Source organism: Pseudomonas sp. GD03842 (assembly GCF_029841165.1).
GTDB lineage: Bacteria > Pseudomonadota > Gammaproteobacteria > Pseudomonadales > Pseudomonadaceae > Aquipseudomonas.
This window is the reverse complement of sequence record NZ_JAOCEA010000007.1, coordinates 192,470-217,432: the sequence shown is the minus strand read 5'-3', so window position 1 is coordinate 217,432 and position 24,963 is coordinate 192,470. Positions and strand designations below refer to the sequence as shown.

At 61.1% G+C, this 24,963-nt stretch carries 24 protein-coding genes, 1 tRNA gene and 1 pseudogene; 10 read left to right on the top strand and 16 right to left on the bottom strand.

Going from position 1 to position 24,963, the window contains the following annotated elements; all coding sequences use genetic code 11:
• Window positions 1–131: 131 nt before the first annotated feature.
• From N5D61_RS12550 to N5D61_RS12520, 7 genes are read right to left on the bottom strand one after another with little or no spacing between them, the layout of a single operon-like run.
• The gene (locus tag N5D61_RS12550) at window positions 132–1,505 is read right to left on the bottom strand and encodes an ATP-binding protein (protein WP_279892997.1); all 1,374 of its coding nucleotides are present in this window, start codon (window positions 1,503–1,505) and stop codon (window positions 132–134) included.
• Window positions 1,502–2,164: a response regulator gene (locus N5D61_RS12545; protein WP_279892995.1), complete on the bottom strand. Its 663-nt coding sequence runs from the start codon at window positions 2,162–2,164 to the stop codon at window positions 1,502–1,504. The genes N5D61_RS12550 and N5D61_RS12545 overlap by 4 nt, the downstream gene beginning before the upstream one ends.
• Window positions 2,165–2,174: 10 nt before the next feature.
• A complete protein-coding gene (locus N5D61_RS12540) occupies window positions 2,175–2,816 on the bottom strand; it encodes a tetratricopeptide repeat protein (RefSeq protein WP_108239656.1) in 642 nt (213 codons plus the stop codon).
• Complete coding sequence (locus N5D61_RS12535) at window positions 2,813–3,622, bottom strand: SDR family oxidoreductase (protein ID WP_279892993.1); 810 nt, start codon at window positions 3,620–3,622, stop codon at window positions 2,813–2,815. Before N5D61_RS12535 ends, N5D61_RS12540 begins: the two co-directional genes overlap by 4 nt.
• A complete protein-coding gene (locus N5D61_RS12530; RefSeq protein WP_279892991.1) occupies window positions 3,609–4,298 on the bottom strand; it encodes an iron-containing redox enzyme family protein in 690 nt (229 codons plus the stop codon). The genes N5D61_RS12535 and N5D61_RS12530 overlap by 14 nt, the downstream gene beginning before the upstream one ends.
• Window positions 4,295–5,776, bottom strand: a complete 1,482-nt coding sequence (locus tag N5D61_RS12525; protein ID WP_279892989.1) for an AMP-binding protein — start codon at window positions 5,774–5,776, stop codon at window positions 4,295–4,297. The genes N5D61_RS12530 and N5D61_RS12525 overlap by 4 nt, the downstream gene beginning before the upstream one ends.
• Window positions 5,766–6,443: a thermostable hemolysin gene (locus N5D61_RS12520; RefSeq protein WP_279892987.1), complete on the bottom strand. Its 678-nt coding sequence runs from the start codon at window positions 6,441–6,443 to the stop codon at window positions 5,766–5,768. The genes N5D61_RS12525 and N5D61_RS12520 overlap by 11 nt, the downstream gene beginning before the upstream one ends.
• A gap of 177 nt (window positions 6,444–6,620) precedes the next feature.
• Between N5D61_RS12520 and N5D61_RS12515 the strand changes: the two are divergent.
• Both N5D61_RS12515 and N5D61_RS12510 read left to right on the top strand, forming a co-directional pair.
• A pseudogene (locus tag N5D61_RS12515) lies at window positions 6,621–7,173 on the top strand (cytochrome b).
• Between the two features lie 21 nt (window positions 7,174–7,194).
• Window positions 7,195–7,371: a hypothetical protein gene (locus N5D61_RS12510; protein WP_279892963.1), complete on the top strand. Its 177-nt coding sequence runs from the start codon at window positions 7,195–7,197 to the stop codon at window positions 7,369–7,371.
• Between the two features lie 288 nt (window positions 7,372–7,659).
• Here N5D61_RS12510 and N5D61_RS12505 read toward each other — a convergent pair whose 3' ends face one another.
• Complete coding sequence (locus N5D61_RS12505) at window positions 7,660–8,139, bottom strand: LEA type 2 family protein (RefSeq protein ID WP_279892962.1); 480 nt, start codon at window positions 8,137–8,139, stop codon at window positions 7,660–7,662.
• 36 nt (window positions 8,140–8,175) lie between these two features.
• A complete protein-coding gene (locus tag N5D61_RS12500; RefSeq protein WP_279892960.1) occupies window positions 8,176–9,654 on the bottom strand; it encodes a nucleobase:cation symporter-2 family protein in 1,479 nt (492 codons plus the stop codon).
• Window positions 9,655–9,999: 345 nt separating this feature from the next.
• On the opposite strand from N5D61_RS12500, the gene N5D61_RS12495 reads away from it, so the two are divergent.
• Entirely contained in the window at window positions 10,000–10,293 is a 294-nt protein-coding gene (locus N5D61_RS12495) for a helix-turn-helix domain-containing protein (protein WP_279892958.1), read from the top strand.
• Window positions 10,294–10,429: 136 nt separating this feature from the next.
• Window positions 10,430–11,863, top strand: coding sequence for an NAD-dependent succinate-semialdehyde dehydrogenase (locus tag N5D61_RS12490; protein ID WP_279892956.1), 1,434 nt, complete (start codon window positions 10,430–10,432; stop codon window positions 11,861–11,863).
• 115 nt (window positions 11,864–11,978) lie between these two features.
• Here N5D61_RS12490 and N5D61_RS12485 read toward each other — a convergent pair whose 3' ends face one another.
• Window positions 11,979–12,659: a DUF480 domain-containing protein gene (locus N5D61_RS12485; RefSeq protein ID WP_108239665.1), complete on the bottom strand. Its 681-nt coding sequence runs from the start codon at window positions 12,657–12,659 to the stop codon at window positions 11,979–11,981.
• Between the two features lie 117 nt (window positions 12,660–12,776).
• Here N5D61_RS12485 and N5D61_RS12480 point away from each other — a divergent pair, with 117 nt between their 5' ends.
• Window positions 12,777–13,286 carry a DUF1993 domain-containing protein gene (locus N5D61_RS12480; protein ID WP_279892955.1) on the top strand — a complete coding sequence of 170 codons (510 nt, stop codon included), beginning with the start codon at window positions 12,777–12,779 and terminating at the stop codon, window positions 13,284–13,286.
• A gap of 184 nt (window positions 13,287–13,470) precedes the next feature.
• Window positions 13,471–14,628: an MFS transporter gene (locus tag N5D61_RS12475; protein ID WP_279892954.1), complete on the top strand. Its 1,158-nt coding sequence runs from the start codon at window positions 13,471–13,473 to the stop codon at window positions 14,626–14,628.
• Here the strand turns inward: N5D61_RS12475 and nhaR are convergent.
• On the bottom strand, window positions 14,619–15,521 hold the full coding sequence (gene nhaR, locus N5D61_RS12470; protein ID WP_108239668.1) for a transcriptional activator NhaR: 903 nt from the start codon (window positions 15,519–15,521) through the stop codon (window positions 14,619–14,621). The two genes, N5D61_RS12475 and nhaR, sit on opposite strands and share 10 nt — an antisense overlap.
• A gap of 124 nt (window positions 15,522–15,645) precedes the next feature.
• Here nhaR and N5D61_RS12465 point away from each other — a divergent pair, with 124 nt between their 5' ends.
• Window positions 15,646–16,410, top strand: coding sequence for a TerC family protein (locus tag N5D61_RS12465; protein WP_279892953.1), 765 nt, complete (start codon window positions 15,646–15,648; stop codon window positions 16,408–16,410).
• A gap of 76 nt (window positions 16,411–16,486) precedes the next feature.
• Here N5D61_RS12465 and N5D61_RS12460 read toward each other — a convergent pair whose 3' ends face one another.
• Entirely contained in the window at window positions 16,487–16,663 is a 177-nt protein-coding gene (locus N5D61_RS12460; RefSeq protein ID WP_279892952.1) for a hypothetical protein, read from the bottom strand.
• A gap of 268 nt (window positions 16,664–16,931) precedes the next feature.
• On the opposite strand from N5D61_RS12460, the gene N5D61_RS12455 reads away from it, so the two are divergent.
• A complete protein-coding gene (locus N5D61_RS12455) occupies window positions 16,932–17,576 on the top strand; it encodes a peptidase C39 family protein (RefSeq protein WP_279893090.1) in 645 nt (214 codons plus the stop codon).
• A 92-nt stretch (window positions 17,577–17,668) separates the two neighbouring features.
• Here N5D61_RS12455 and N5D61_RS12450 read toward each other — a convergent pair whose 3' ends face one another.
• Window positions 17,669–18,952: an FAD-binding oxidoreductase gene (locus N5D61_RS12450; RefSeq protein ID WP_279892951.1), complete on the bottom strand. Its 1,284-nt coding sequence runs from the start codon at window positions 18,950–18,952 to the stop codon at window positions 17,669–17,671.
• A 206-nt stretch (window positions 18,953–19,158) separates the two neighbouring features.
• On the opposite strand from N5D61_RS12450, the gene N5D61_RS12445 reads away from it, so the two are divergent.
• Both N5D61_RS12445 and N5D61_RS12440 read left to right on the top strand, forming a co-directional pair.
• Window positions 19,159–19,235, top strand: a tRNA-Val gene (locus N5D61_RS12445).
• Between the two features lie 210 nt (window positions 19,236–19,445).
• Complete coding sequence (locus N5D61_RS12440; protein ID WP_279892950.1) at window positions 19,446–20,099, top strand: trypsin-like peptidase domain-containing protein; 654 nt, start codon at window positions 19,446–19,448, stop codon at window positions 20,097–20,099.
• Here N5D61_RS12440 and N5D61_RS12435 read toward each other — a convergent pair whose 3' ends face one another.
• Genes N5D61_RS12435 through N5D61_RS12425 form a run of 3 tightly spaced genes read right to left on the bottom strand, consistent with a single transcriptional unit; the run spans window position 20,100 to window position 24,942 of the window.
• Window positions 20,100–21,308 carry an HlyD family type I secretion periplasmic adaptor subunit gene (locus N5D61_RS12435; protein WP_108239673.1) on the bottom strand — a complete coding sequence of 403 codons (1,209 nt, stop codon included), beginning with the start codon at window positions 21,306–21,308 and terminating at the stop codon, window positions 20,100–20,102.
• Window positions 21,305–23,458, bottom strand: coding sequence for a type I secretion system permease/ATPase (locus N5D61_RS12430; RefSeq protein WP_279892949.1), 2,154 nt, complete (start codon window positions 23,456–23,458; stop codon window positions 21,305–21,307). The genes N5D61_RS12435 and N5D61_RS12430 overlap by 4 nt, the downstream gene beginning before the upstream one ends.
• Window positions 23,455–24,942 (bottom strand): TolC family outer membrane protein, encoded by a 1,488-nt coding sequence (locus N5D61_RS12425; RefSeq protein WP_279892948.1) that lies wholly within the window; start codon window positions 24,940–24,942, stop codon window positions 23,455–23,457. Before N5D61_RS12425 ends, N5D61_RS12430 begins: the two co-directional genes overlap by 4 nt.
• Between the last annotated feature and the right edge of the window lie 21 nt (window positions 24,943–24,963).

Here is a 24,963-nt window from a genome sequence, read left to right as displayed (position 1 = left end):
GAATCTACAGATTTATTCTGTCCGTAGGAAGACCTACGGGTTCTGATAGTGCCTCCTACGAGGCGATTGTCCGATTCGATGGCGGGCCCTCAATGCTCTTCCAGACATTCTGGATCGCTAGCCCACCCACACTATTGCGCCCCGACGGAAACCGCGAGGATGGCAACCAATCCTGTAGGTACTCTGTTTTCCAGTCGAACTGCACCGCTGAGGCGTACTGCGACTGTCTTCACGATGGCAAGACCGAGCCCGACCCCGTGGTCGTTACCTTTGCTGTAGAAGCGCTCGAAAAGCCGTTCACGATCAGACTCACTGATGCCGGGCCCTTGATCCGCGACGCTCAATTCAAAACCGTCGTTTTTAAACGTCAGGACGACATTGATTTGGCCGCCTTTTGGCGAGAAATTCACTGCATTCGTAATAAGGTTCTGCAGCGCGATATCGATCGCCGCGAAGTCAGTGTTCAGCGGATGCGTCTGCTCGTCGCACTCGAAGGACAGTTCCACCCCCCGGCTCAAGACCCAGGGTGTGAGCTGCGCAAGGCTTTCGCGTACGGAGGCCACAAGATCTCCCTGCTGCGCCTTGACCGGATTGGTACCCGGTTCGAGCCGGGCAATCGTCAACAGTTGATTGACTAACCGTGTCGTTCGATCAACACCCACGACAAGGTAGTTCAGTGACTCCCTTCGTTCCCAGTCGTTTTGCGCCTCCAGTACGTTTTGAGCATGTACCCGGAGCACCGCAAGCGGCGTGCGCATCTCGTGGGCCGCATCGGCGATGAAACGCCGCTCGCGGCTCAACAGTTCCTGAATCTGTCCGAGTAACCGATTCAGGGCCGCCTGCATCGGTTCGAGCTCGCTGGGTAACGGCGCAAGTTGCAGAGGCTCCAGTGATCCAGGATGACGACCACGTAACGTAGCGGCCAATCCGGCCAATGGCTTCAAGCCCCAGCCAATGGCGAACCAGATGGCGGCCATCAACAGCAGGCTGCCGACCAGGTTGGGCAAGACGGTATGGCGGACGATCCGGTTGACCAGATCGGAGCGCACGTCATCGCGCTCGCCCACCCAGATCAGCAGGTCATGCGACTCGTCCTTGAGCACAAAAGTGCGCCACTGATGTTTGCCCAGATCATTGATGTCGCTGAACCCGGTGTAGGTCGGCGCACGCGTCAGGGTTGGCGCGCTGGGGGTGTGCACCAGCAAGTTGCCTTGGAGATCCCACACCTGAAAGGCGATCTTGCTTTCGTAAGGATGGCCATTGACCTTGGGGTCTGCCTGGCTCAAGGCCTGGTTGAACGCCTGATACAGTTGGGCGTGCTCCTGACGCGCCAGTGGCATGCGCATCACCCCTTGCAGTAGCCGGGCGTTGGTGGCGAGTTGCGCGTCGTAGACCTCGGCGATCTCGTGGTTGCTGTCATGGACATTGGTCAGCGTCAGGATCGTCAGCCCGCTGAGTACCAGGCCAATGATGAGCGTCAGGGTACGGCGACGTATCGAGGTCAAAGGCGATCCTCCACCAGATAGCCGACCCCTCTGACGGTGCGAATCAGTTCACTGGAAAACTTCTTGCGCAGATGATGAATGTGCACCTCCAGGGTGTTGCTGTCCGCTTCTTCGTTCCAACCGTAAAGCAACTGGGTCAGGCGCTCGCGAGTCATTACTCGGCCGGGAGGGGACAGCAGCTCATGCAATAGCTGGTACTCCTTAGGGGTGAGAGAGACGGGCGCTGCGTGATAGCTCACTTGCTGCGTCGCAGGGTCGAGACGGATGCCGGCGTGCTCGATCGCCACCTGCGCGCGCCCGGCACTGCGTCGCAGCAGAGCGCGCAGCCGCGCCTTGAGTTCATTGAGGTCGAAGGGCTTGATCAAGTAATCGTCAGCACCTGCGTCAAGGCCGGCAATGCGATCTTCGGTGGCATCCCGCGCGGTGAGAATCAACACAGGCAGAGCAGAACCGCTCTCTCGCAGGCGCAGTAGCACCGACAGCCCATCGAGCCTGGGCAGCCCCAAGTCAAGTATCGCCAGATCGAACCCTTCGCTGAGCAGCGCATGCAGCGCGCTGCTGCCGTCTTTCACCCAATCGACGGTATAACCCTCTCGACTCAACGCCTGATGTATCCCTTCACCCAGCGCAACATCATCTTCGATCAACAGCAGACGCATGCAAGCTCCGTCATTTCAATTTCTTGTTCACGTCGACCAGCAGCAGCTGGATATCCTTGCGTCGGCCACTGTCGGCCAACTCCCGACCCGGGCGGGGGGGCGCTTGCAGGGCTTTCTCCAACGCCGCCTTCGCTTGAGCATAGTGCCCCTGGCGGAAAAGATGATCGCCCCAGAAGTACAGTGGGTCGATGCCGTCGGGATTGATTTTCAACGCCTGCTCCAACAGGCCTTGAGCCTTGTCTGCGTCGCCAAATCCGATGGGCCAGCCGGGCACTCGATCATACAAGGCCGCCAGGCTCGCATATGCGGAGCCTTGCAGCGCCGACGGATCCAGCGACAGCGCCTTTTCCAGATCAGCCTTGGCCTGCTTGACCTTGCTCAACGCGCCGAGGCCACCTTGGGCACCGGCCCAACTGCTGGTGACGATACCTGACCAGATCCAGGCCTCGGCAGCAGTGGGGCGCTCCTGCTTGAACTGTGCTGACTGGGCGGCCAGCTTTTCGAACGCGGCGACACGCTGGTCTTCAGGCAACTGGTACTGGATGTGTGCCCATTCCTGCTGAATGGACGCCAGGCGCTGTTGGTCCGGCGCTTCTAGCGCCCAAGCAGGCACGATGAACAATGAGAGCAGGGTGATGATCAGGGCTTTCATGGTTTGGGTTTCTCTTCAAAAGGCGTGCTGCTCAGCCGACGAATCAGCGGCAGGTGCTTGCGCAGGGAGCGGTCAACCAAGGCGGGAAGCAGACCATTGAGGCGCACGAAAAAACGTTCCGGCCAGCCGAGGTAGAGTTCTCGTTGATCGCCAGCGATCGCGCTGACAACGGCGGCAGCAACGGTCTTAGGGTCGTCCTCATTGCTTTTTAGGGCCGTATTCAAGGCGCGCGCCGCCGGCCCGTTCATCGAGGTGCGGGTCGCACGCGGGGCGACGTACAGCACACCGACTCGCGTATCCGCCAACTCTCGACGCAAGGCTTCGGAGAATCCACGCAGGGCAAACTTACTGGCGCAGTAAGTGGCGTAGCCGGCGTAACCGATCGAACCAAAGGTCGAGCCGACGTTGACGATCATGGCGCGCTCGACACTGCGTAACAGCGGCAGCATCAGGCCGGTAAGCAGGATCGGCGCATGCACATTGATGTTGAGCATCGCGTCGACTTCTCGGGCAGGGAGTTGCTCCAGCATCGCGAAGTGATTGACCCCCGCTGCATTGATCAGCAGGTTGATGCCCTCCATGGCCTGAGCTGTCATCAGGGCATGCTGACGACCGTCATGAGTCGTCAGGTCGGCTTTGACCCAGTGCAACAAGTGCGGGTACTGCTTCTGCAACGGCAGCAAGGGCTCCTGATGCCTGGACACCGCCAGCACCTCGGCGCCATGGCTGCACAAGGCTTCGGCAATGGCGAGGCCGATTCCGCCGCTGGCCCCGGTCAATACGACACGGGCTTCAGACAGACGCATGAATAGATTCCTTCTCAGGTTCGACGAGCACGGCAGGGAGTTGCCGGAACATGTCGGTGTACAGGGCGTACACCATCTTCGACGCCTGGATCACCGCTGCCTGATCTTGCGGATCGTTCAGACGATCCATCAATTTGCGGTAGGTTTCCATGTGCTCGACGTCAAGACTGCCGTGGGAACTCAGGTAACTGAAAGCAGTGGCAGGCAAGCCAAGCCGTTGTTGGATGCTACCCGCCGCATGAGTCGCCAAGGCGATGCTGGTGCCCTCCAGGACATTCACCATGCCGAACAGACCCACGGGATTGCCCCTGGCAATCAAGTCATAGAGGTAGGCGACCATCAACTCGATGGGCTGGCCCGGCGTGCCGTCACGTACCGCGTCAGCGTCAGCACCGCAGGCGCGCAGGTCGTTGAGAATCCATTGCTCGTGACCGTACTCATCTTCGATGTATTCGCACACAGCACCGCGTAGCCATTCCAGCCGCGGGGGCAGGCGAGCGCCACAGGCCATCATCAAGGGCACGGTATGGCGCACGTGGTAATAGGCCTGTGTCAGGAACGCGGTATAGCTCTCCAGCGTCACTTGCCCAAACAGCGCATGGTGAATCACCGGCAGATTGAACAGTGCCTCGCGTTCAGTGCGGGTGGCAGCTTGTAGCGTCTCGAAAAAACTCATGATGAATGATCCTCGGCTCGTGCGGGCTCGGTAAAAAGATGGTGGTAGTGCGCCAGAATGGCTTCCCGCTTGGGACGACCATTGGCGGTCGCCATGCCATTACCTGGGCTGAACGGCTGCTCTAGCCGTGTCCAGCCATGGACGCGCGCATAGTCGGGTAGCCCTTCATTGGCCATGGCGACGGTTTCGGCGATTTGCAGGTCAGTGGTTTCAGGACGCAGCGGCCAGATCAGCGCGTGGTTGTGGGCCATTGCTTCGCCGTATACGAACGCCTGACCGACATGGCCGCGCTGGGTCAGCTCGGCCTCTACCCATTCAGGGCTGACGTTTCGGCCGAAGCTGGTGACGAACTGAGCCTTCTTGCGGCCGTGAAGGTGGAGGAACCCATCGGCGTCCCATTCCCCCAAATCACCGCTTGGCCACCACTGAGGAACGGGCTGCGTATCGCCGAGGTATCCCAGCATGCCGGAGCATGCAATCAAGACTTCGCCGTCTTCAGCCAGACGCAACTGGACATGTGGCAATGGCTTGCCGACACTGCCCGGACGATGTGCCTCAGGGCGATTGAGTGCGACAACCGACGCGCATTCGGAGAGCCCGTAGCCCTCATAAACGGGAATGCCCGCGGAGGCGGCGCGCATCAGCAGCTCATGGCTGACCTTTGCGCCTCCTACTGCAACGAAGCGCAACTCGCCGCCGTCGAACGCGCCGATCTCACAGGCCTTGACCAACAGCAGGAGCAGTTGCGGCACGAGAATCATGCTCTCAGGATGGCGGAGCTTCAGGCTAGACAGAAGCTTCGGCAGATCCACGCCACTGGCGCCGTGGATGCCCAGCGTCCGCTGGCTGGGCAAACTGATCAAGGCACCGGCGTAGAGCGCGGCGTAGCAGCCGATGTTTTCCAGCAGAATGGCCAACGGTAGTAGTGAGAGATGGTGACGAGGTTCCTGCGACTCACTGGCCAGTTGCAGTTCCCGCGCGACGGACAGCATGCTGTCGGCGCTCAGGCACACGCCTTTTGGTGTGCCCGTGGTACCAGAGGTGAAAGTCAGCTTCGCCGTGCCCGGTGGGAGCGGCGAGGGCTCAGCCGCAGGCCTGACCCAGAAACCATCACGGCATTGAAAACCCGCTTGCGCCATTTCTGCCTCATGGTCGGCGCCGCCGATGACCACGTCGGCCTGACTCTGTGCAAGGCAATGAAGGCGCTGAGCGGCGGTGAAGAAGGGCGGTAGAGCAAGGCAGGCCAGCTCCTCAAACAGAATCGCCAGATCCCAGATCATCATGTCAGGCCCGTTCTCCAACGAGACTGCGACCACCTTGGCATTCAGGTCGCGCAGTCTCTGCTGGCGCAGCCGAATCTCGGCATCGAGTTCGGCGTAGTCGAGCTTGAGGTCATCGCCCCAAAGGGCATAGGCGTTTGGCTGATGGGTCGCCAGCTCTGCGATCCGCTGACGGAAAGCGCTGAGTTCAGGCGACATGGCAACTGCGCTCCAAGGTCAGTGGCAGGCCAAACCGCTCGAACACACCGCTGTGGCTCAAATGCAAGAAGCCGGAACGTATGTCCCCCACATGCACGCTGGGCTGAGTGTCGTAGTAATTGCCCCAGGCATGGCGATCATCTCCCAGCCGCATCGGGTCGGCAGCGCACAACATGACAGGGCGCAGACCCAAGCGATTGAAGCTGTTGACCAGCCCCGCATTACCCGTAAACGCTACCCATTCCAGGCCGCCCATCGCCAGTAACCAAGTGACGGTGATGATGCTAAGCCTGGCACTGCCCAGGTTGCTTGCGGCCAGGTTGCCGACCTCGACGATACCCTGGCGATCCACTGGCCGTGCCGCGTGCGCCTCGATGGCTCGCTCGATCGGCTCGTCCAGATATTGTTCCAGGAACAAAGAGCCTGAGGTCGCCGTGCGTACCCCTGCGACTGCACACAGGCTACCTGCGCCATCGTTCAGGCCGAACAGCTCAGGCATGAACTGACGGATCTCTGCGTCGTGGGCTTTGCGAAAGCGCTGCTGGATAAAGGCTTCGAAACTTTCGCGCTGCGGCTCTTGTGCCAAGGCACGATGGAGTGAGAGAGCGGGGGCTTCAACGGTGCCGAAGCTCAGTGGTAGACAAATGTTCCAGTCCAGACCCTGCATGGGTGAGGCTCCTCCCCAGTGGTGAATGGAGGGGAGTATCGGTGCCGATTCTTAACGAAGTCTGAAGGTGAGAAAAAAGGGAGCAGGCCGCGTTCTTCAGATTGCCTTAAGACAGCTGCCGCACAGTCCGATCGCCGCCACGGCCTGTTCATCCTCTTCTTGAAAGCGAGCCCCGACATGACGTCATCAACACCGCGTTACGCCAACCTCTCCATGTATCTGCATTGGCTGATGCTTGCGCTGTTCGTCGGCGTCTATGCCTGCATCGAACTCAAAGGCCTGTCGCCACGTGGGAGCACGATGCGCTCCGCACTCCTGGGCTTGCACGGCCTGTTTGGCCTATCAATCTTTGCGCTGGTCTGGATTCGCTTGCTCGGGCGCTTGGTATATCAGGCACCCGCGATAAGCCCCCAGCCGCCCATTTGGCAGGTTGGGCTCTCCCATTTGATGCACGCATTGCTGTATGTCCTGATGATCGCCACACCCGTATTGGCATGGCTGATGCTGGCCGCTGGAGGCAAGCCTGTGCCGTATTTCGAGTTTTCCATGCCTGCGCCTATAGCCATTGACCCCGCATTGGCCAAGCAAATCAAAGGCTGGCATGAATGGATGGGGCGTCTGGGCTATTGGCTGATCGGGCTATTGGCTGATCGGGCTGCATGCGGCGGCGGGTTTGTTTCATCATTACTACGTGCGCGATAACACCCTGAGGCGGATGCTGCCTCGATAGGCTCCAACCTAGGCACGCCCAATGGCATCACATCGCTCTATGGGCGAGGCGGTAAACGGTCGGTTGACCGTTGCGACCGATGCCCAGGCCGACAATGTAAGGGCTGATGGCATCGAAACCGACTTAGGTTTGAACGCTGTAGCCTGGCTCGATTTTGACCAGGTTGCCGTCGGCTACCAGGCCTTCAATGTCGGGTAGGACGATGTCTTCGCAGCGCCAATCTCAATCGGGTATCGAGATCCTTCGGCAACTGACATACAGAGGTATTCCTCCGGGTCGATGTGATTGGAGGACGGGGGGCTTGATCGAAATGAACGTCGGTCCCACTCGCGGGCACCCTCCTGCCGACTGCTTAGGCAGCACATACGCGGTGATAGCCGTGCGCGCTACGGTTCGATGTCGTCGGCCGTTATGCCCGACCCAGTGTTCGGTTCGTCAGAGACTGAGCGCGTCGCTGGCTGTCGAGGGAGTGGCGGGCGCCGGGGATCACCAACTGCCGCTGGCAGGTTGCGGCAGGCTCAGCGTGCCGCTGTCATAAAAGCGCAGGGTGCCGAATAGCCCGCCGGCCAACTTGCCGTGCAGCTCGTAAGGCACGTTGTCAAGGCTCTGTTTCTCGGACAAACCCACCGCCTGACGCAGCGCTGCAAACGCCGAGACCGTGACCGGTACGGTGAGCACGCCTTCCGAGAACCGGGTGATCGTGCCTTTTTGATCGCTCACCCCCGATGCCAGCAGCCTGCCGTTGACGTCCAGATTCAGGGCCACGCCGTCATACTGAATGTCCGTTTCATTGGGGTTCTGCAAGCGCAGCTTGACGGCGAAGCGAATCTCGAGATCCTGCGCCGACAATGGCTCGATGCCCACCACGTTGATGTTCAGCGGATCGCGATGAGAAAAAACCGAGCAGGCGCTCAATCCTGTCAGCAGCAGGGCAAGCAGCAGGTAACGGCTCAGGTGTCGCGGCATTGAAGCCTCCGTGGGCCGTGATGGCTGGCCCTGTCGTCAAGTCTGGCGGTTCCCTTCTGCGACCGCGCGGTTCATCAGAGGTTCTGCGTCGGCATCCTGCAAAACCCTGACGGTCGAGGCTTCCGGATCGAATTCCGTGACGTCGTCGTCGACGGCATCTTCCGGTAAAAAAAGATTGAGGGCGATAGCGCAGAAGGCGCCCACCGTGATCGGCGACTCGAAAATGTTATGCAGCGCCTTGGGCAGTTCGCGCAGGACCTCGGGAACCGCTGCCACCCCCAACCCCATCCCCAGCGAAATGGCCACGATCAGCATGTTGCGACGGTGCAGGCCAGCCTCTGACAGGATCTTGATCCCGGCCACCGCCACCGTGCCAAACATGATCAGCGTGGCGCCGCCCAGGACCGGTTTGGGCATCAACTGCAGCACGGCGCCCACGATCGGGAACAAGCCCAACAGCACCAGGATTCCGGCAATGAAGAACGCCACGAAGCGACTGGCCACGCCGGTCAACTGAATCACCCCGTTGTTCTGGGCAAAGGTCACCATGGGCAGGCTGTTGAAGGTCGCGGCCATGGCGGAATTGAGGCCGTCGGCCAGCAGCCCCGATTTGATGCGTCTCAGGTAGGCCGGGCCGCTGACCGGTTGTTGGGAGATCATCGAGTTGGCGGTCAGGTCGCCGGCGGCTTCCAGGGGGGAAACCAGAAAGATCACGGCAATCGGGATGAACGCCACCAGATCGAAGGAAAACCCGTATTTGAACGGCACGGGAACGCTCATCAGCGGCACATCGGGCATGAGCGCGAAATCGACCCTGCCCAGTGACCAGGCGACGAGAAACCCCAGCGTCAGGCCGATGATGATGGCGCTCAGGCGCAGCACGGGCACGTTGAAGCGATTGAGAAGGACGATGGTGCCCAGCACCAACGCTGCCAGTCCCAGGTGCGTTGCCGATCCCAGGTCGGGTGCCCCGACGCCGCCCGCCATGTCGGTCATCGCGACTTTGAGCAGTGACAAGCCCATCAAGGTGATGATGGTGCCGGTCACGACCGGGGTGATCAGCTTGCGCAACTTACCGATGAACTGGCTGAGCACCACTTCGACGAACGCCGCGCAGAAGCACACGCCGAAAAGGGTCGAGAGAATTTCCTCGGGGCCACCGCCACGGCTTTTGACCAGAAACCCCGCGCTGAGGACCACGCTGAGAAACGAAAAGCTGGTGCCTTGCAGGCACAGCAGCCCTGAGCCTATCGGGCCGATGCGCTTGGCTTGAACGAAGGTGCCGAGTCCGGAAACGAACAACGCCATGCTGATCAAATAGGGAATTTCATGGTCCAGTCCCAACGCACTGCCGACGATCAGCGTGGGCGTGATGATGCCGACGAAACTGGCCAGCACATGCTGCAGGGCGGCGAACATCGCGGCTGCGAAATGCGGTCGGTCGTCGAGTCCGTAGATCAGGTCGGTTGTGCGGTTGACTGGGCGCGAAGCGGCGCTGCGTGAGGGTGTGATCATAGTGAGCCTGCCAATTGTTTTTATTCGGTCGTGGGCTTTGCAAAAGGCGCGGTACGAACCTGAATAGAGAAACTGTCTATCAGGTCAGGTTCTGGACTTTACGCTATGTCTACAATAATAAAAACAATTAACTCGATTATTGTGTACAAAAAAACGTTTCGGATGACGCCCGCGGTGAGTCCAGTCAATAAAGCCGGAAAATGTTTCATCCGCGGGGCACCCCGCTTATGCTGTCCCCTGAACCTCAGGCGCCAAAGTGCGTCGAACATGCCGCGTGGCCAACATCCCGCTCGCGGCGAGCCGGTGACCGACAGGGAGGTTTCAACTGAGGCGTTTCGATCCGACATGAATACGGCACCTCCCGCTCCAATGACCGATTTGCAGGTGGCAGCTATCTCCCGAGCGCTGGCCGACCAGCGACGCTATCAAATTCTGTTGCAAATCGGGGCGCATCCCGAAGCCGTTCCCTGTGCAGACCTTCTCAAGGTTCACCCCATCAGCGCGGCAACCGTCTCCCATCACACCAAGGAGCTCGAGCGAGCGGGGCTGATCACCACGCTGCGCGTGGGTAAGTTCGCCAGCTTCAGAATTCAGCGGGAAACGTTGCAGGCGTATGCACGGCAATTGATGGAAATATAAGACCGAACCGCGTTATTAACCGATAACTAATGGTTATCAAATTTTCAGGTGTTGACCCAAAGAGGCATCGCCGCCTACATTGTTTGCCTTCGCATTTTTCCATTCTCCGCCGTTCAGGCGTATCCGGAGCATTCTCATGTACCCAGACGTTCAGCTGTTCATCGATGGCCAATGGCGCGCCAGTGAAAACGGCCGCACCCTCCCTGTCATCAATCCGGCGACCGGGGAAACCTTGGGCACCGTTGCCCATGCGGACATCGTCGATCTGGACAAGGCACTGGCGGCGGCCGAGCGCGGTTTCGAAGCCTGGCGCAGTACGCCTGCGTATGAGCGCTACAAGATCATGCAAAAAGCGGCCAATCTGTTGCGCGAGCGTGTCGACGCCATTGCCAGAATCATGACCCAAGAGCAGGGCAAGCCGCTGGCAGAGGCGCGAATGGAGACCCTCTCCGCGGCCGATATCGTTGACTGGCTGGCCGAGGAGGGGCGCCGTGCCTATGGGCGCCTGGTACCGTCACGCAATCCTTCGGTTGAACAAAAGGTGATCAAGGATCCTGTTGGACCGGTCGCCGCCTTCACGCCGTGGAACTTCCCGATCAACCAAGTGGTGCGCAAACTGTCGTCCGCGTTGGCGGCCGGTTGCTCGATCATCGTCAAGGCCCCGGAAGAAACCCCGGCTTCGCCTGCCGAACTCATTCGTGCCTTCAGCGATGCCGGTGTTCCGGCGGGTGTGATCGGCCTGGTTTACGGGGATCCCGCACAGATTTCCAGCTACCTGATCGCGCACCCGGTGATCAAGAAAGTGACCTTCACCGGCTCCACCCCCGTCGGCAAGCAGTTGGCGGCATTGGCCGGTCAGCACATGAAGCGAGCGACCATGGAACTGGGCGGGCACGCTCCGGCACTGGTCTTCGATGACGCCGACCTGGACTTGGCGGCGCGCACGCTGGCAGGCGCCAAGTTTCGCAACGCCGGCCAAGTGTGTGTATCGCCGACGCGCATTCTGGTCCAGCGTGGGGTGTATCAGCAGTTCATCGAGAAGTTCGTGGGCCTGACGCACGAGGTCAACGTTGGCAACGGGCTGGAGCAGGGTGTGACCATGGGGCCGCTGGCCAACGAGCGGCGCGCTCCGGCGTTGACGGCGCTCATCAAGGACGCCTGCGACAAGGGCGCTACGCTGGAAGTGGGCGGCAAAGCGTTGGAGGGGGCGGGCTACTTCTTCCAGCCGACCGTCCTCAGCGGGCTGACGCGCGACATGCGTGCCATGAATGAGGAGCCGTTTGGTCCACTGGCGCTGATCGTGCCGTTCGACACCGTTGAAGAGGCTGTAAAAGAGTCCAACCGCGTACCGTTCGGTCTGGCCTCGTATGCATTCACTTCGTCCATGAAGACGGCGCACATTCTCAGTACCCGCATCGAAGCGGGGATGCTGTCGATCAACCATCAGGGCATTGGGCTGGTCGAGGTCCCATTCGGGGGGATCAAGGACTCCGGGTACGGGTCGGAAGGCGGCACCGAGGCGATCGAGGCCTACCTGAACACCAAACTGGTGACCGTATTCAACCTGTGACGCGGCCCATTACTGACGGAGCCCGGCTGCACCGGGCTCCGTGCTCGCAGCGGCGCGTCGTCGCCCCTGCATTCACCACGCCTTCTCTAACGCCAGCAGCACTGGCGAACGGCAATTAGCCCTCCCGATTCGCCAACCGTTCTTCCAGCGCAGCGAGTCGTTCCTCCAGTGCTTGCACCCGGTCCGCCAACGCCGCCTGCCCACCGCTGACCCGTTCGGCCGAATGCTGCCGAGCGGCCAGTACTGCCTCCAAGTCCGCAGGGTCGCCCAGGGCGTGCGTGTAGCGGTCTTCGCGTTGTCCCGCCTGTTTCGGAATCAGCACCGCCAGACCGCGGCCAATCAGTCGATCGAGCTGATGAACCACTGCCTCCGCATCGTCGAAGTCGTGCATCCGGCTGCTGCGGGTGAGCAGTTCATTGACGGTCTGCGGGCCGCGCAACAGCAGCAAGCCGGTCAGAATCAGCTGTGCTGGCACCAGCTCAAGTTTCTTGTCGGCCCGTTGTTCCCAGCGGTCGGCGCGGCTGCCCATGACCAGCCGCGCCAGCTCCAGGCTTTCCAGGGCGCGCAAGCCCTGTCCGACCTGGCCTGGCGTGAGGTTCATGACCGGCTCGCGGCTGGTTTTCTGATTGCAGGCCAGCACCAGCGCGTTGAGCGTCAGGGGGTAAGATTCGGGCTGGCTGGCCTGCTTCTCGATCAGGCAGCCCAGAATGCGCACTTCGGTGCTGTTCAACTGCAGGGTGTCTGCGCTGTGGGCCTCGTGCCCGGCGTCGTTATTGGAATCCAGCTCGGTGGACATGGCCTATCCCTACGTGTTGAAAAGGCTATGAGGGTAGGGGGTGGATGAGGTAAAAGACAAGCCGCGTTCGCATGCTCGTCATGCCGATCATTGCGACTTCATCCATCAGGAACTGCCATGACCATTTCCCTTTACGCCGCCTCGATTCCGGTTTTCAAACAAATGCTCACTGCGCTGGGCGCCGTCCTGGCCAAGGGCGAAGCCCACGCTGCCGCCAAGAACATCCAGCCGGACGCACTGTTGCAGGCGCGCCTGTACCCCGACATGTTCCCCCTGGTGCGCCAAGTGCAGATCGCCGTGGACTTCGCCAAGGGCGCTGGCGCGCGTCTGTCCGGCATCGAGCCGCCGAAGTACGAAGACACCGAAACCACCTTTGCCGAGCTGCAGGCTCTGCTGAGCAAGGTGCTGGCCTTCCTCGACACGATCACGCCCGAGCAGGTCAACGGCAACGAAGCGCGCGAAATCGTGTTGCGTCCGGGTACCGATAAGGAAAAGCGCCTGAACACCCAGGCGTACCTGCTGCATTACTCCCTGCCGCAATTCTTCTTCCACGTCACCACGGCTTACGACCTGCTGCGCCACAACGGCGTCGAGGTCGGCAAGCGGGATTACATCGGCTCGTTCTGAGTAACCTGCTCGCTCGTCCCATCGGGTTGAACGCCTGAACGGCTCCGCCGTCTGAACCCTTCGGACGGGCGGGGTTGCCTTCAAGGGCCATCAAGCGCCCTGCCTCTCATCTGTCGTCATCCGCTCATTTCCATCGTCTGGCCCTTGCGCAAGGGTTGGCGGTACCGTCTTTCATGGAGTGTTCATGTTCTTCCCCATTTACCTGTTGTCAGCCGCCGGATTCACGGTCCTGACCACAGAGTTCGTGATCGTCGGTCTGTTGCCGGCGATCGCTCGCGACCTGGAGGTGACCATTGCGCAAGCAGGCTTGTTGGTGACCCTGTTCGCCTTCACTGTCGCCTGCTTCGGTCCTTTCCTGACCGCTTATTTTTCCCGCTTCGAACGCAAGCGCCTGTTCATTTCAGTCTTGATGCTGTTCGGCGTGGCGAACGCCGTCGCGGCGGTGGCGCCGAATATTGGCGTCATGGCCATCGCGCGATTGATCCCAGCGCTGGGGTTGCCGGTGTTCTGGGCGTTGGCCAGCGAAACGGCGGTGGATATCGCCGGCCCAGACCATGCCGGGCGCGCCATCGCCAAGATCGGCTTTGGCATCGTGTGCGCCACGGTGTTCGGGATTCCAGTGGGCACGCTGGTGTCTGACGCATTCGGCTGGCGCAGTGCTTTTGCCTTGCTGTCGGTGCTGGCGTTCGCCAAGGCCCTGCTGTTGTTCATCTATCTGCCGCAGAGCGTGCACCAGCACCAGGCCTCGTTCCGCAGCCAGTTCGCCATCCTGCGCAACCGCTTGATGCAAGGCCATGTGCTGCTGTCGGTGCTGGTGTTCAGCGGTATGTTCACGGCCTACACCTATTTGGCCGACATGCTCGAACGGCTGGCCGGTTTCGATGGCGCGTTGGTGGGCTGGTGTCTGATGGGGTTCGGTGCCGTCGGGTTGCTGGGTAACTGGCTGGGCGGCCGTCTGGTGGATCGTCACCCGCTGATGGCCAGCCTCACCTTCTGTGCGTTCATGATCGGCGGCATGGTGATGGTGGTGCCGAGTATGCACTCGGTGCCTGCGCTGGCGCTGTCCTTGACCGTGTGGGGCGTGACCCAGGCGGCGTTGTTTCTGGTCAGCCATGCGCGCTTGATGAAAGCGGCGCCTCAAGCCCCTGCATTCGCCGCTTCACTGAACATTGCCGGGGCCAATCTGGGGATTGGCGCGGGGGCGCTCATCGGCGGACGGGTGATCGAGCAGTTCGGTCTGGACAAGCTGGGCTTCGCCGGGGCGGGCATCATCCTGCTGTCGATCCTGCTGGCAGGGGTGTTGATGACCGCAGAGCCGCGTCAGGCGACCTGTCAGGCCTGATCGGTGAACAGTTGGCGTCGGGCACCTTCGGTGATCGCGACGATGCCGGGGTGCTTGACCTTGCGCTCGACCGAAATCGCATAGAAGGACTCGGTCACTGCATCCGTCTGGCCGATGAGTTCCACATCGTACTGGTCCATCACTTCATCGGCGATGACGCTCGGCGCGATGAAAATCCCACTGCCGGATTTGCCAAAAGCCTTCATCAACGCGCTGTCATCGAATTCCCCGACGATCTTCGGCTGTACGTTCTGCTCGGCGAACCAGCGCATCAGCCGGTTGCGCACCACGGTGTGCTGCCCGGGAATCAGCAGGGGCGCGCCTTGCATCCCATGGGGAAAGTCGCTTCCGTAGGCCTTCGCCAGGGCGGAGGTGGCGAAAAAGCTGACCCCGCATTCGCCGAGTTTCTGGCTGTAGCCCTTGATGTCCAGGTGACTGGGCATCGGGCTGTCGGAGATCACTAGGTCCAGTCGTTGAATCGCCAGATCGGCCAGCAGGCGTTCGAGTTGATCTTCCCGACAGGTAATGCGGATCGGCTCGCTCAAGGTCATGGTCGGTGCAATCAGGCGGTAGACAATCGACTTGGGTACGACGTCGGCCACGCCGACACGAAACAGCACTTGTTGCTCGTCGGGTTGCGCGCGCAGCAGAGCCTCCAGTTCGCCGCCCAGTTGAAACATCTGCTCGGCATACGGCAACGCGATGCGGCCCGTCTCGGTCAGTTCAAGCTGGCGTCCGACCCGTTTGAACAGTTCCACGCCATAGGTTTGCTCCAACAGGCTAATCTGACCACTGATGGTCTGGGGCGTCAGGTTCAATTGCTCGCAGGCACGCACGATGCTGCCCGTTTTGGCCACGACCCAGAAGTAGTGCAATTGGCGGTAATTGAGCATGATCGGGTCATCGTCAAGACTTCGTTAAAACCGAAGTATACGCCTGATAAATACGAATTTTCCTGAAGTATTCGTTTGCCTAGAATGCCGCCTTGTCTCCCATTACGATCTGGAACAGTGACCCATGGAATACCTTTTGGAATTGGCAGCAAGCCCTACGGCGTGGATCGCCCTCGCGACGCTGGTCGTCATGGAAATCGTCCTGGGTATCGACAACCTGATCTTCATCTCCATCCTCACCAATAAACTGCCGGTGCATCAGCGCACCAAAGCACGTCGAATCGGTATCAGCATGGCGCTGATCCTGCGTCTCGGGCTGTTGACCACGGTGGCCTGGATCGTCCAGTTGACCGAGCCGGTCATCGAGGTCTTTGGCCAAGTGTTTTCCTGGAAGGACATGATCCTGATCGCCGGTGGCCTGTTCTTGGTCTGGAAGGCGACCACGGAAATTCACCACAGCATGGACACCCAGAGCGAAGCGGAAAAGGCGGTTTCCAATACGGTGACCCTGGGCATGGCAGCGGCCATCGGACAGATTCTGATGTTGGACCTGGTGTTCTCCATCGACAGTATTGTCACGGCCGTGGGCATGACCGAGCACCTGCCGATCATGGTCATCGCAGTGATCTCGGCAGTCATTGTCATGCTGGTGGCGTCCGAGCCGCTCGCGAAATTCATCAATGACAACCCGACGGTGGTCATGCTGGCCCTGGGCTTCCTGATCATGATCGGCATGACCCTGATCGCCGAAGGGTTCGGCGCGCATGTACCGAAGGGTTATGTCTATACCGCGATGGCGTTCTCGGCCCTGATCGAGGTCTTGAACATGATGGCTCGACGCTCGAAACAGAAACGGCTGGAGGCTGAGGCGAGCGTTCACAAGTCCTGACGGGCAGTCGGATAAATCAAACGGTCGGGATGGGAAGCCATCGCCGACCGTTTTTCATACTGCGCGTGCAGGGTGGTCAGTGTGCAGCGGCAGGACGAGGTTTGCGCCCGCCAGGCTGCGCGGGCCGTGCTGCAGGACGGTGTTGCGGCTGTGGGTGGTGGCGACGGGAAATCCGCATTACGCCCCACAGCATGGCGGCGGCAACGGCCAGCCACGCGGCGATCAACATCACAATGGTCATTCCGAGGCTCATACGTCCCTCCGGCTCTTCTCGCTTCGTTCTCTTTGTAACCGACAGTCTAGTCCGACAGTTGTTTCTGAAAATTGACCGTTGGTATAAATCCATGACCGTTTTGTTCTATTGCAGGGGCTGAACTGCACATTGGCGCTATACCGCAGGGGACGACCGCTCTATGATCGGCCTCCACGCCGGGTCGCGCGATGCCCGGCATCAGACAAGTGAGTGAAGAATGTCTCGATCGGGCCTCTCGGCAACCCAATGGAAATGGTGTGCGCTGGCAATGGTGTTGGCGCTGGCAGGGTGCGCGGATCCCCATGCGTACAAGCCCGGCTACCCCGCTGAGTACAAGCGCTTGCCGGACCGGGTGGAAATCAACGCGGTGCCGTTCTTTCGTGGCAAGGCGTTCCAGAGCGCCCCCAATGCGCTGGCCAGCATGCTGACGGTGCATGGTGTGCAGACCACCCCGGGCCTGCTGGAAAAACCGCTCAAACTGCCAGGCGCGCAAGCCTCGCTCGATCAGAGCATGTCGACCGTTGCGCGTGAGTACGGCTTCGTGGTTTACCCGGTCGATCATCAGTTTCCCGACTTGCTCGCCCAGGTCTCGGCCGGATACCCGGTCCTGGTGCGTTTCAACGAAGGTTCGCTGTGGTGGAAAGAGCAGCGCTATGGGGTGTTGGTTGGCTTCGATCAGAACAAACGCACTGTGCTGGTCTATACCGGGCTAGGGCGCATGATCGAAAGCTTCGAGGGGTTCACCTCCGACTGGAACAGTGCCGGTAACTGGGCGATCCTCGTTCAAAGCCCGCGTCAGCTTCCAGCGCCGGTCGACCGGGAACGCTGGCTCAAGGCGGCGAACGAACTGGCCCAGGCCGGGCAGGAACAGGCGGCGGGCGAAGCGGTAAAAGCCATCAACAACGCTCGGTGAGGCGTTCATGGCGCCTACAGGCAGCGCGGTTGCGGCGGCCCAGTGAGCTGGGCCACTTGCAGCCCGTGCTGCTCCTTTTGGCGGTCTTGTGCTCAGACGCCCAGGCGGTCCCGCAGGCTGTAATACCACGCGCCCAACGCGGTCAGCGGCGCACGTAACAGTGTCCCGCCCGGGAACGGGTAGTGGGGCAGGGCAGCGAATGCATCGAACCGCTCGGCCTGGCCTCGCAATGCTTCGGCCAGCACCTTGCCTGCCAGGTGGGTGTAGGTCACGCCGTGGCCGCTGCAGCCTTGTGAATAATAAATGTTGTCACCCAGGCGGCCCACCTGGGGGAGGCGCGAGAGGGTCAGCAGGAAGTTTCCGGTCCAGGCATAGTCGATCTTCACGTCCTTGAGCTGCGGGAACGCCTTGAGCATTTTCGGGCGGATGATCGCTTCGATATTCGCCGGATCGCGCGCGCCATACACCACACCGCCACCGAAGATCAGACGCTTGTCGCCAGAGAGGCGGTAATAGTCCAGCAGGTAATTGCAGTCTTCGACGCAGTAGTCCTGCGGCAGCAGGGTGCGGGCCAGCTCGTCGCTCAGGGGCTCGGTGGTGATCACTTGGGTGCCGCAGGGCATCGATTTGGCCGCCAGTTCAGGCACCAGATTCCCAAGGTACGCGTTGCCCGCCACGATGATGAATTTGGCCCGCACCCGGCCTTGGGCAGTATGGACCGCCGGATTGGCGCCGCGGTCGATGCGGATGGCGGCGGACTGTTCATAAATCGCCCCGCCCAGTGACTCCACGGCAGCCGCTTCGCCCAGTGCCAGATTCAACGGGTGAATGTGGCCGCCGCTCATGTCGAGCATGCCGCCGACGTACTGATCGCAGGCCACGACTTCACGCATGCCGGCTGCGTCCAGTAATTCCAGTTGAGTATGGCCATAGCGTTCCCAGAGCTGCTTCTGCGACGCCAGGTGGTTCATCTGTTTGCCGGTGAGGGCGGCGAATACGCCGCCGTCTTTCAAGTCGCACTGAATCTGATATTTAGCTACGCGCTCGCGAATGATCCGTCCGCCCTCGAAGGCCATCTGGCCCATCAGTTGCGCCTGCTTGGGACCCACGGCGCGCTCGATCGCGTCGATGTCTCGGCTGTAGCTGTTGACGATCTGTCCGCCGTTTCGCCCCGATGCGCCGAAGCCGACTTTCGCCGCTTCCAGCACGGTGACCTTGAAACCGCTTTCCAACAGAAACAGCGCGCTCGACAAACCCGTATAGCCGGCGCCAATGACGCACACGTCGGTTTCGACTTCGCCCTGCAGCGCGGGGCGGTGGGGCGCAGGGTTGGCGGACGCGGCGTAATACGATTGCGGGTAAGCGGTGTTCGTCATCCTGTAGGCCCCTGTTTAATATTCTTGACGAGTGCGCCGATGCTACCCGAGATAAAACGCAGCCACCAGTGGAATTGGGGCGGTGAGGTGTCGGAAATATTTATCGGTTGAGAAGAGCGCTTGATAAAAGCCGATCGTTTTCAGTGGCTTATCGAAAATGCGCGGTTGACAGCCTGTTGAATATCCGTAGAATGCCGCCCCACAGCAGGCACGTAGCTCAGTTGGTTAGAGCACCACCTTGACATGGTGGGGGTCGTTGGTTCGAGTCCAATCGTGCCTACCAAACAAATCCGCTTTCTGCTGGCGGTAAGGAAAAGGGCGATCCGAAAGGTTCGCCCTTTTTGCTTTTCTCTGGCCAAAAATGGGCAGGCCCGATCCTGGATCCAATAACCTCACTCCATCACTGTTCGACAAACGGTAGACTGAGTCTATTGTAAAGGTGATGTCACAATGACATATTTCTTGCGTCATTCACTGCCCATCGTGTGCATCAATGCGACCCTTATTGCCTCTCGTGGCAGCCTGTGCGCTGCTCAGCGGGTGCAATGGAGTGCCAACCGCTTTCAACCAGGACCCTGTTTACGATCAAGCCATTCTCGTCCATTCGGGCGGCCCGCTCCCATACCTGTTAATGGGTACGGCGGTGCAGTGGAATGAAGATTACGCTGTCACGGTCAAGCATATCCCCTACGTTCCCGGTGCCGTGTATCAAGGGCAGGGCGACGTTCAGTTCTTCCGCCACAAGGCAAACGGTGTGCCGGTGTGGCGGACCTACCGGCCAGGCGAGGCGGTCACTGCAGTGGGGTACAACTCACTGTACATGTCGGTCAAAGGCAGTGGTCACGCTTTGCCCGCGATGGTGAGGCTCGATACCAAGGAAGGCAACGTCATGTACGGCACCCACGACGGCCCGACGGCCAAAGGGATGTCAGGCGGGCCGGTGTTCGCGGAAGACGGCAAGGTGGTCGGGATTACCGTGGCGTTCTTGACGCGCAGCGATCTGGCGGCGATCAAACGCCCGGATCTGGCCAATCAGCCCCGGGTGAGTATTTTCATGCCCTATGCGCAGATCAAGCGCGAATGGAACCGCTACTTGGCCCAGGCCAAACCGGTAGCGTCGGAAACCAGCCAGGTGGCCAGCCGCTGATCAGCGTTCGCGCAGTGCTTCGCGGGCGCGGTTCAGCGGTTTGATCAGGTAGTCCAGCACCGTTTTTTCACCGGTGCGGATGTCCACCGTGGCAATCATGCCCGGGACGATGGCGAACGTCTTCCCGGCCTTGTTGCGCAACACGTCTGCATCGGTGCGGATGAACACCCGGTAGTAAAAGACCTCCGGCTTAGCCTCGTCCTGAATGGTGTCCGGAGAAATGGTCACCACCTTGCCGTTCAGGCTGCCGTAGATCGAGTAGTCGTAGGCGGTGATCTTCACCTTGGCCGCCTGATCGGGATGAATGAAGGCGATGTCCCGTGGGGAAATCCGGGTTTCGATCAGCAGTTGTTCATCCTGGGGCACGATCTGCATCAATTGACCGTTGGGTGGTATCACGCCACCGATGGTATTGACCTTGATGTCCTTGACGATGCCGCGCACGGGTGAGCGAAGGGTCAGGCGCGCGAGCGAGTCGGTGCGACCGCGGATCACTGCCGCCAGGGTCTTGGCCTCGGCACTGGCTTTGGCCAGGTCTTCTCGGGCGCGCACCATGTAATCCGAACGGGCTTCGGTGGCCTTGAGTTCCAGTTCCGAACGCTGGCGGTTCAGGCGCAGCACTTCCACTTTGCTGGATGCGCCAATCCGGGCCAGGTTCTCGGTGATTTCCAGCTCACTGCGCACCAGCTTCAGCGAGCTTTGAATCCCTGCCAGCGTGTCGTCCAGGCCTTTGCGGCGGGTCTTGTAGAGTTCGGTCTCGGCGCGGATCAAATCCGGCGCATCGCTCAGCGACGGGTCGAACTTCAATGGCTGGTCGCTGACTTCGGCCTGCAAGCGGTTCAGGCTGGCCAGTGCCGCCCGGTACTTCGCCTCGCTTTCGCCGACGTTGGATTCGTTCTTCACCGCATCGAGCTGCGCGAGCACCTGGCCGCGCTCGACCATCGCCCCCTCGGTGACGTTCAGTTGCTGGATGATGCCGCCTTCCATCGACTGGATGACCTGCTCGCGGGAGCTAGGGATCACCTTGCCGGTGCCGCTCGAGACTTCCACCACTTCGAACCATGCCGCCCAAGCGAAAAAACACCCCAGCATCAGCGCGCAGCCCCAGATCACGCGGGCACCGCCCACCAGTTTTCGTTCATCGCTGCCGTCCAGGTGGGACACTGGGTCGGGTAGGCGCGGTGGCTGATCGATGATGACTGCGCTCATGCCGGTGCTCCTTGCGGTTGACGCAGCCGGGCCAGGGCCGCTTCCCGATGGTCATCGATGACGATGCGGCCGTTGTCCAGCACGATGATGCGCTCCACGAGCTGGAGCACACTGACCCGATGCGTGGCGACGATCAGGGTGCGGCCGTGGCACCAGGTGGCGAGTTTCTCCAACAGGAAACGCTCGGTGATGTCGTCCAGAGACGCCGTGGGCTCATCGAGCAGCAGCACCTGCGGCTGGCGCAGCAGCAGACGCGAGAGCAACAGGCTTTGACGCTGGCCGCCCGACAACCCCAGCCCCCCTTCGAGAATCAGATGGTCCATGCCCTTGGGCAACTGCCGCACGAAGTCCAGCGCGCCAGTGACGGCCAGGGCCGCAACGATTTCCTGATCGCTGGCCTGCCCTGCACCGAGGGTAATGTTGTCCCGCAGGGTCCCGTGGAACAGCCGCGCCTGTTGCGACATCAGGCCCACGTCACGCCGCAGGTCGGCCGGGTCCAGGTGGGCGAGGGCGATGCCGTCCAGAGTGGTTTCGCCGGTGGCCAGGTCCATGCCGCCGGCGAGGGCGTGAAGCAGCGTGGATTTACCCGCGCCATTGCGGCCAAGAATGGCGATGCGCTCGCCAGGGCGAATCTTCAGGTTGATGTCGCTGAGGGCAGGGGCGGATTCCTCACTGTAGCGAAAGCCCGCCTGACGCAGTTGGAAGTCGCCGCGGATGGCAGGCAGGTGCACCCGCTGGCTGCCTTCGGGATGATCGACGGGCAGTTGCATGAGGCGGTTCAGACCTTCCAAAGCGACCTTGGCCTGCTGCCAGCGGGTCAGCACATGGGTGACCTGCGCCAGGGGCGCCATCATCCGCGACGACAGGATCGAGGCTGCCACCAGGCTGCCGGTGGTCAGGTCACCGGCAATCACCATCGGCGCGCCGAACACGATGACCACCGCGAATACGCCGCCCTGGACGCTCTGGGTCCAGGCCACCAGGCTGTTGGTCAGGCCTCGCAGGCGCAAACTGCTGTCGGCGGAAGCGGCGTTGTATTGGTTCCACTGTTGCTGGAACCGCTGTTCGGCCTGCAGCGCCTTGATGTCGTCCAGCCCTTGCACACTTTCCACCAGCATCGCGTTGCGCAGCGCCGCTTCACGCATCGACGCGTTGGCCAGGCGGGCAAGACGCCGTTGCGCGACGATGCCCGGCACGATCATGAGCACCACCGCCAGCAAAGGCACCAGCACCAGGGGGCCGCCAATCAGATAGAACACCAGCAGAAACAACAGGAAGAACGGCATGTCGGCCAGCGCCGTCGCCGTGCTGGAGGTGATCAGGTCGCGGATCTGCTCCAGCTCGCGCAGCTGTGAGATGAACGAACCGGTGGATTTGGGGCGCGCGGAATTGCGCAAGCGCAGAGCGTGGCCGAACACCAGGTCCGAGACGCGCAGGTCAGCGCGCTTGCCCAGCACGTCGGTCATGCGCAGGCGCATGATGCGCATCACGAAGTCGAACCCCAATGCCAACAGCACGCCTCCGAAGAGTACATAGAGGGTTGGCAGCGATTCGGCCGGAATGACGCGGTCGTAGACCTGCATCGAAAACAGCATCCCGGCCATGCCTAGCAGATTGGCCACCAGCGAAGCGATCATGACGTGGGTGTAGGGGCGCAGGTCGCTGAGCACGATGCGCCGGAACCAGTGCTCATCGTAAGGCTTGATGTAGTCGTTGGTGCGCACATCGCTCAAGGGCTGGGTCGGACGCAGGATAGCGGTGCGCAGCACCTGTTCCGCCAGGGCATCGGGTTCGACCCGGCTTTGCAGGCCTTGATCGCCGCTGAAGGCGATGCCCAAATCTCCCTGTTCACCCATGCTCTCGATCACGCCGACCTGACCGTCGCGCAACTGCACCACCAGTGGCGTGCGCCAGCGGGTCAGGCTTTTGGCGTCGAAGGACGCGAACTTGACGCTCAAGCCGGCCTGTCGGGCCATGTGCCGCACGCCGTCTTCGAGGCGACCTGTGGGGTGCAATGACGCCAGCCGAACACTTTCCGGTGAAACATCCAGGCGGTAATGGCGTGCCACGTTGAGCACGGCTTCCAGCCAAGGGCCGAGGTCCTGACGGGCGTCGCCAGCCGGTTGGGGGATGACGATGGGATCGGTCATGGCAGGATCTCCACGTGCTGAATGGTGCTGTGGTCGATACCGAACGCCCGGCGCAAACCGCCACTGTTGTAGAGGCAGTCGATCTGCAAACGGCGCAGGTCAGCCTGGGTGTTGGCCAGGTCGAAGCGTGACTGATGAATTTCCTGCTCGGCATTGAGCAAGTCCAGCAAGGGCCGTGTACCCAGTTCCAGGTATTGCTTGCCATACAGTTCGCGGGCTTCACTGATGCTGGTCTGGCGGAACTGCAGCGAGTCCAGTCGTCGGCTGAGCCCTGACGTCTGTGCCTGGGCTTCGGTCAGCCCCTGCCGCGCCTGCAGTTTGGCGGCGTCCTCTGCGGAGTCGGCCGCCGTCAGGGCATAGCTCGCCGCGCGGCTGCGGGCACTGATGGCACCCCCTTGATAGATCGGAACTTCCAGATTGAGAAAAATGGCCGCCTGCGTCCGATCGATGGCCGGGTTCTGGTCAGCGTAATGGTCATCCAGGTATTGATTGAGCGAGGGCTGGAGGGACAGGGTCGGATAGGCCTCTGCCTTGGCCTGGGCCAGCTCGGCCTGCGCCTGGGTGCGCTGCGCCACGGCTTGCAGGACCCCCGGCAAGGCATCGGTGATCACCGGTGCATTGCACGACTGGTTCAAGGACGGGGCGAAGTCATCGGTCACCCTGGGCGTGCTCTGTCGCCCGAGGAGGTTGGACAGCGTCTGCTGCCAGCGGGCGTACTGCGCTTTGTATTCCTGAAGCGTGGCGATCGCACCATCGACCCTGGACTGTGCCTGCACCACGTCGGAACGGGTGCTGGCACCCATGTCGCTGCGCTGGCGGGCCAACTCGACGATGTCGCCGACGCCCTTGATCTGATCGCGGGAGATGTCCAGCAGGCGTTGGTAGCGTTGCACCTCGATGTAGGCGAATGCGGTATCCCGGCCGACCTGGTCGATGGCCAGCAGGATGCTTGCCTGGCTGCGGGCAACCTTGGCGCGTGCCGCCTCCACTGCACTGGAGACTTTGCCGAAGTCGTACAGCATCTGTTTCAGCGAAATGCTCACCGACTGGCTGCCCGCGTCGCTGCCGTAGCCACTGCTGTAGCCACCCTTGATCCCTCCGGCGATTTGCGGGTAATAACCGGCTTCGGCCACGTTGATGCCTTCGGCCTGTTGATACAAGGTGCCGACGGCCTCGGCGATGCTCGGGTGCCAGTCCACTGCCAGGCGCACGGCTTGTTGCAAGCCGAGGGTTTCCTCGCCTTGCCGGCTCATGTCCCTGCCCGATACCGAGGGCGCGTCGGGCCGGGTTACGTCGCGCGTTGCCTGGCGCTTTGCGCCGGGCGTATCCCGGGCCCGCTGCGGCTGGCTTTGCAGACGGGTCGGGCTGATGCTGCGCAGCGTGGGATCGATGTCATCCTCCGCTGCAACCTGGGTGACACATCCCTGATATAGGCCGATGGTCAGCGCGACCATCGGCCAGGTGTGGCGGCGAGCAGACTTCACGTGATTCCCTTACTGTCGGTT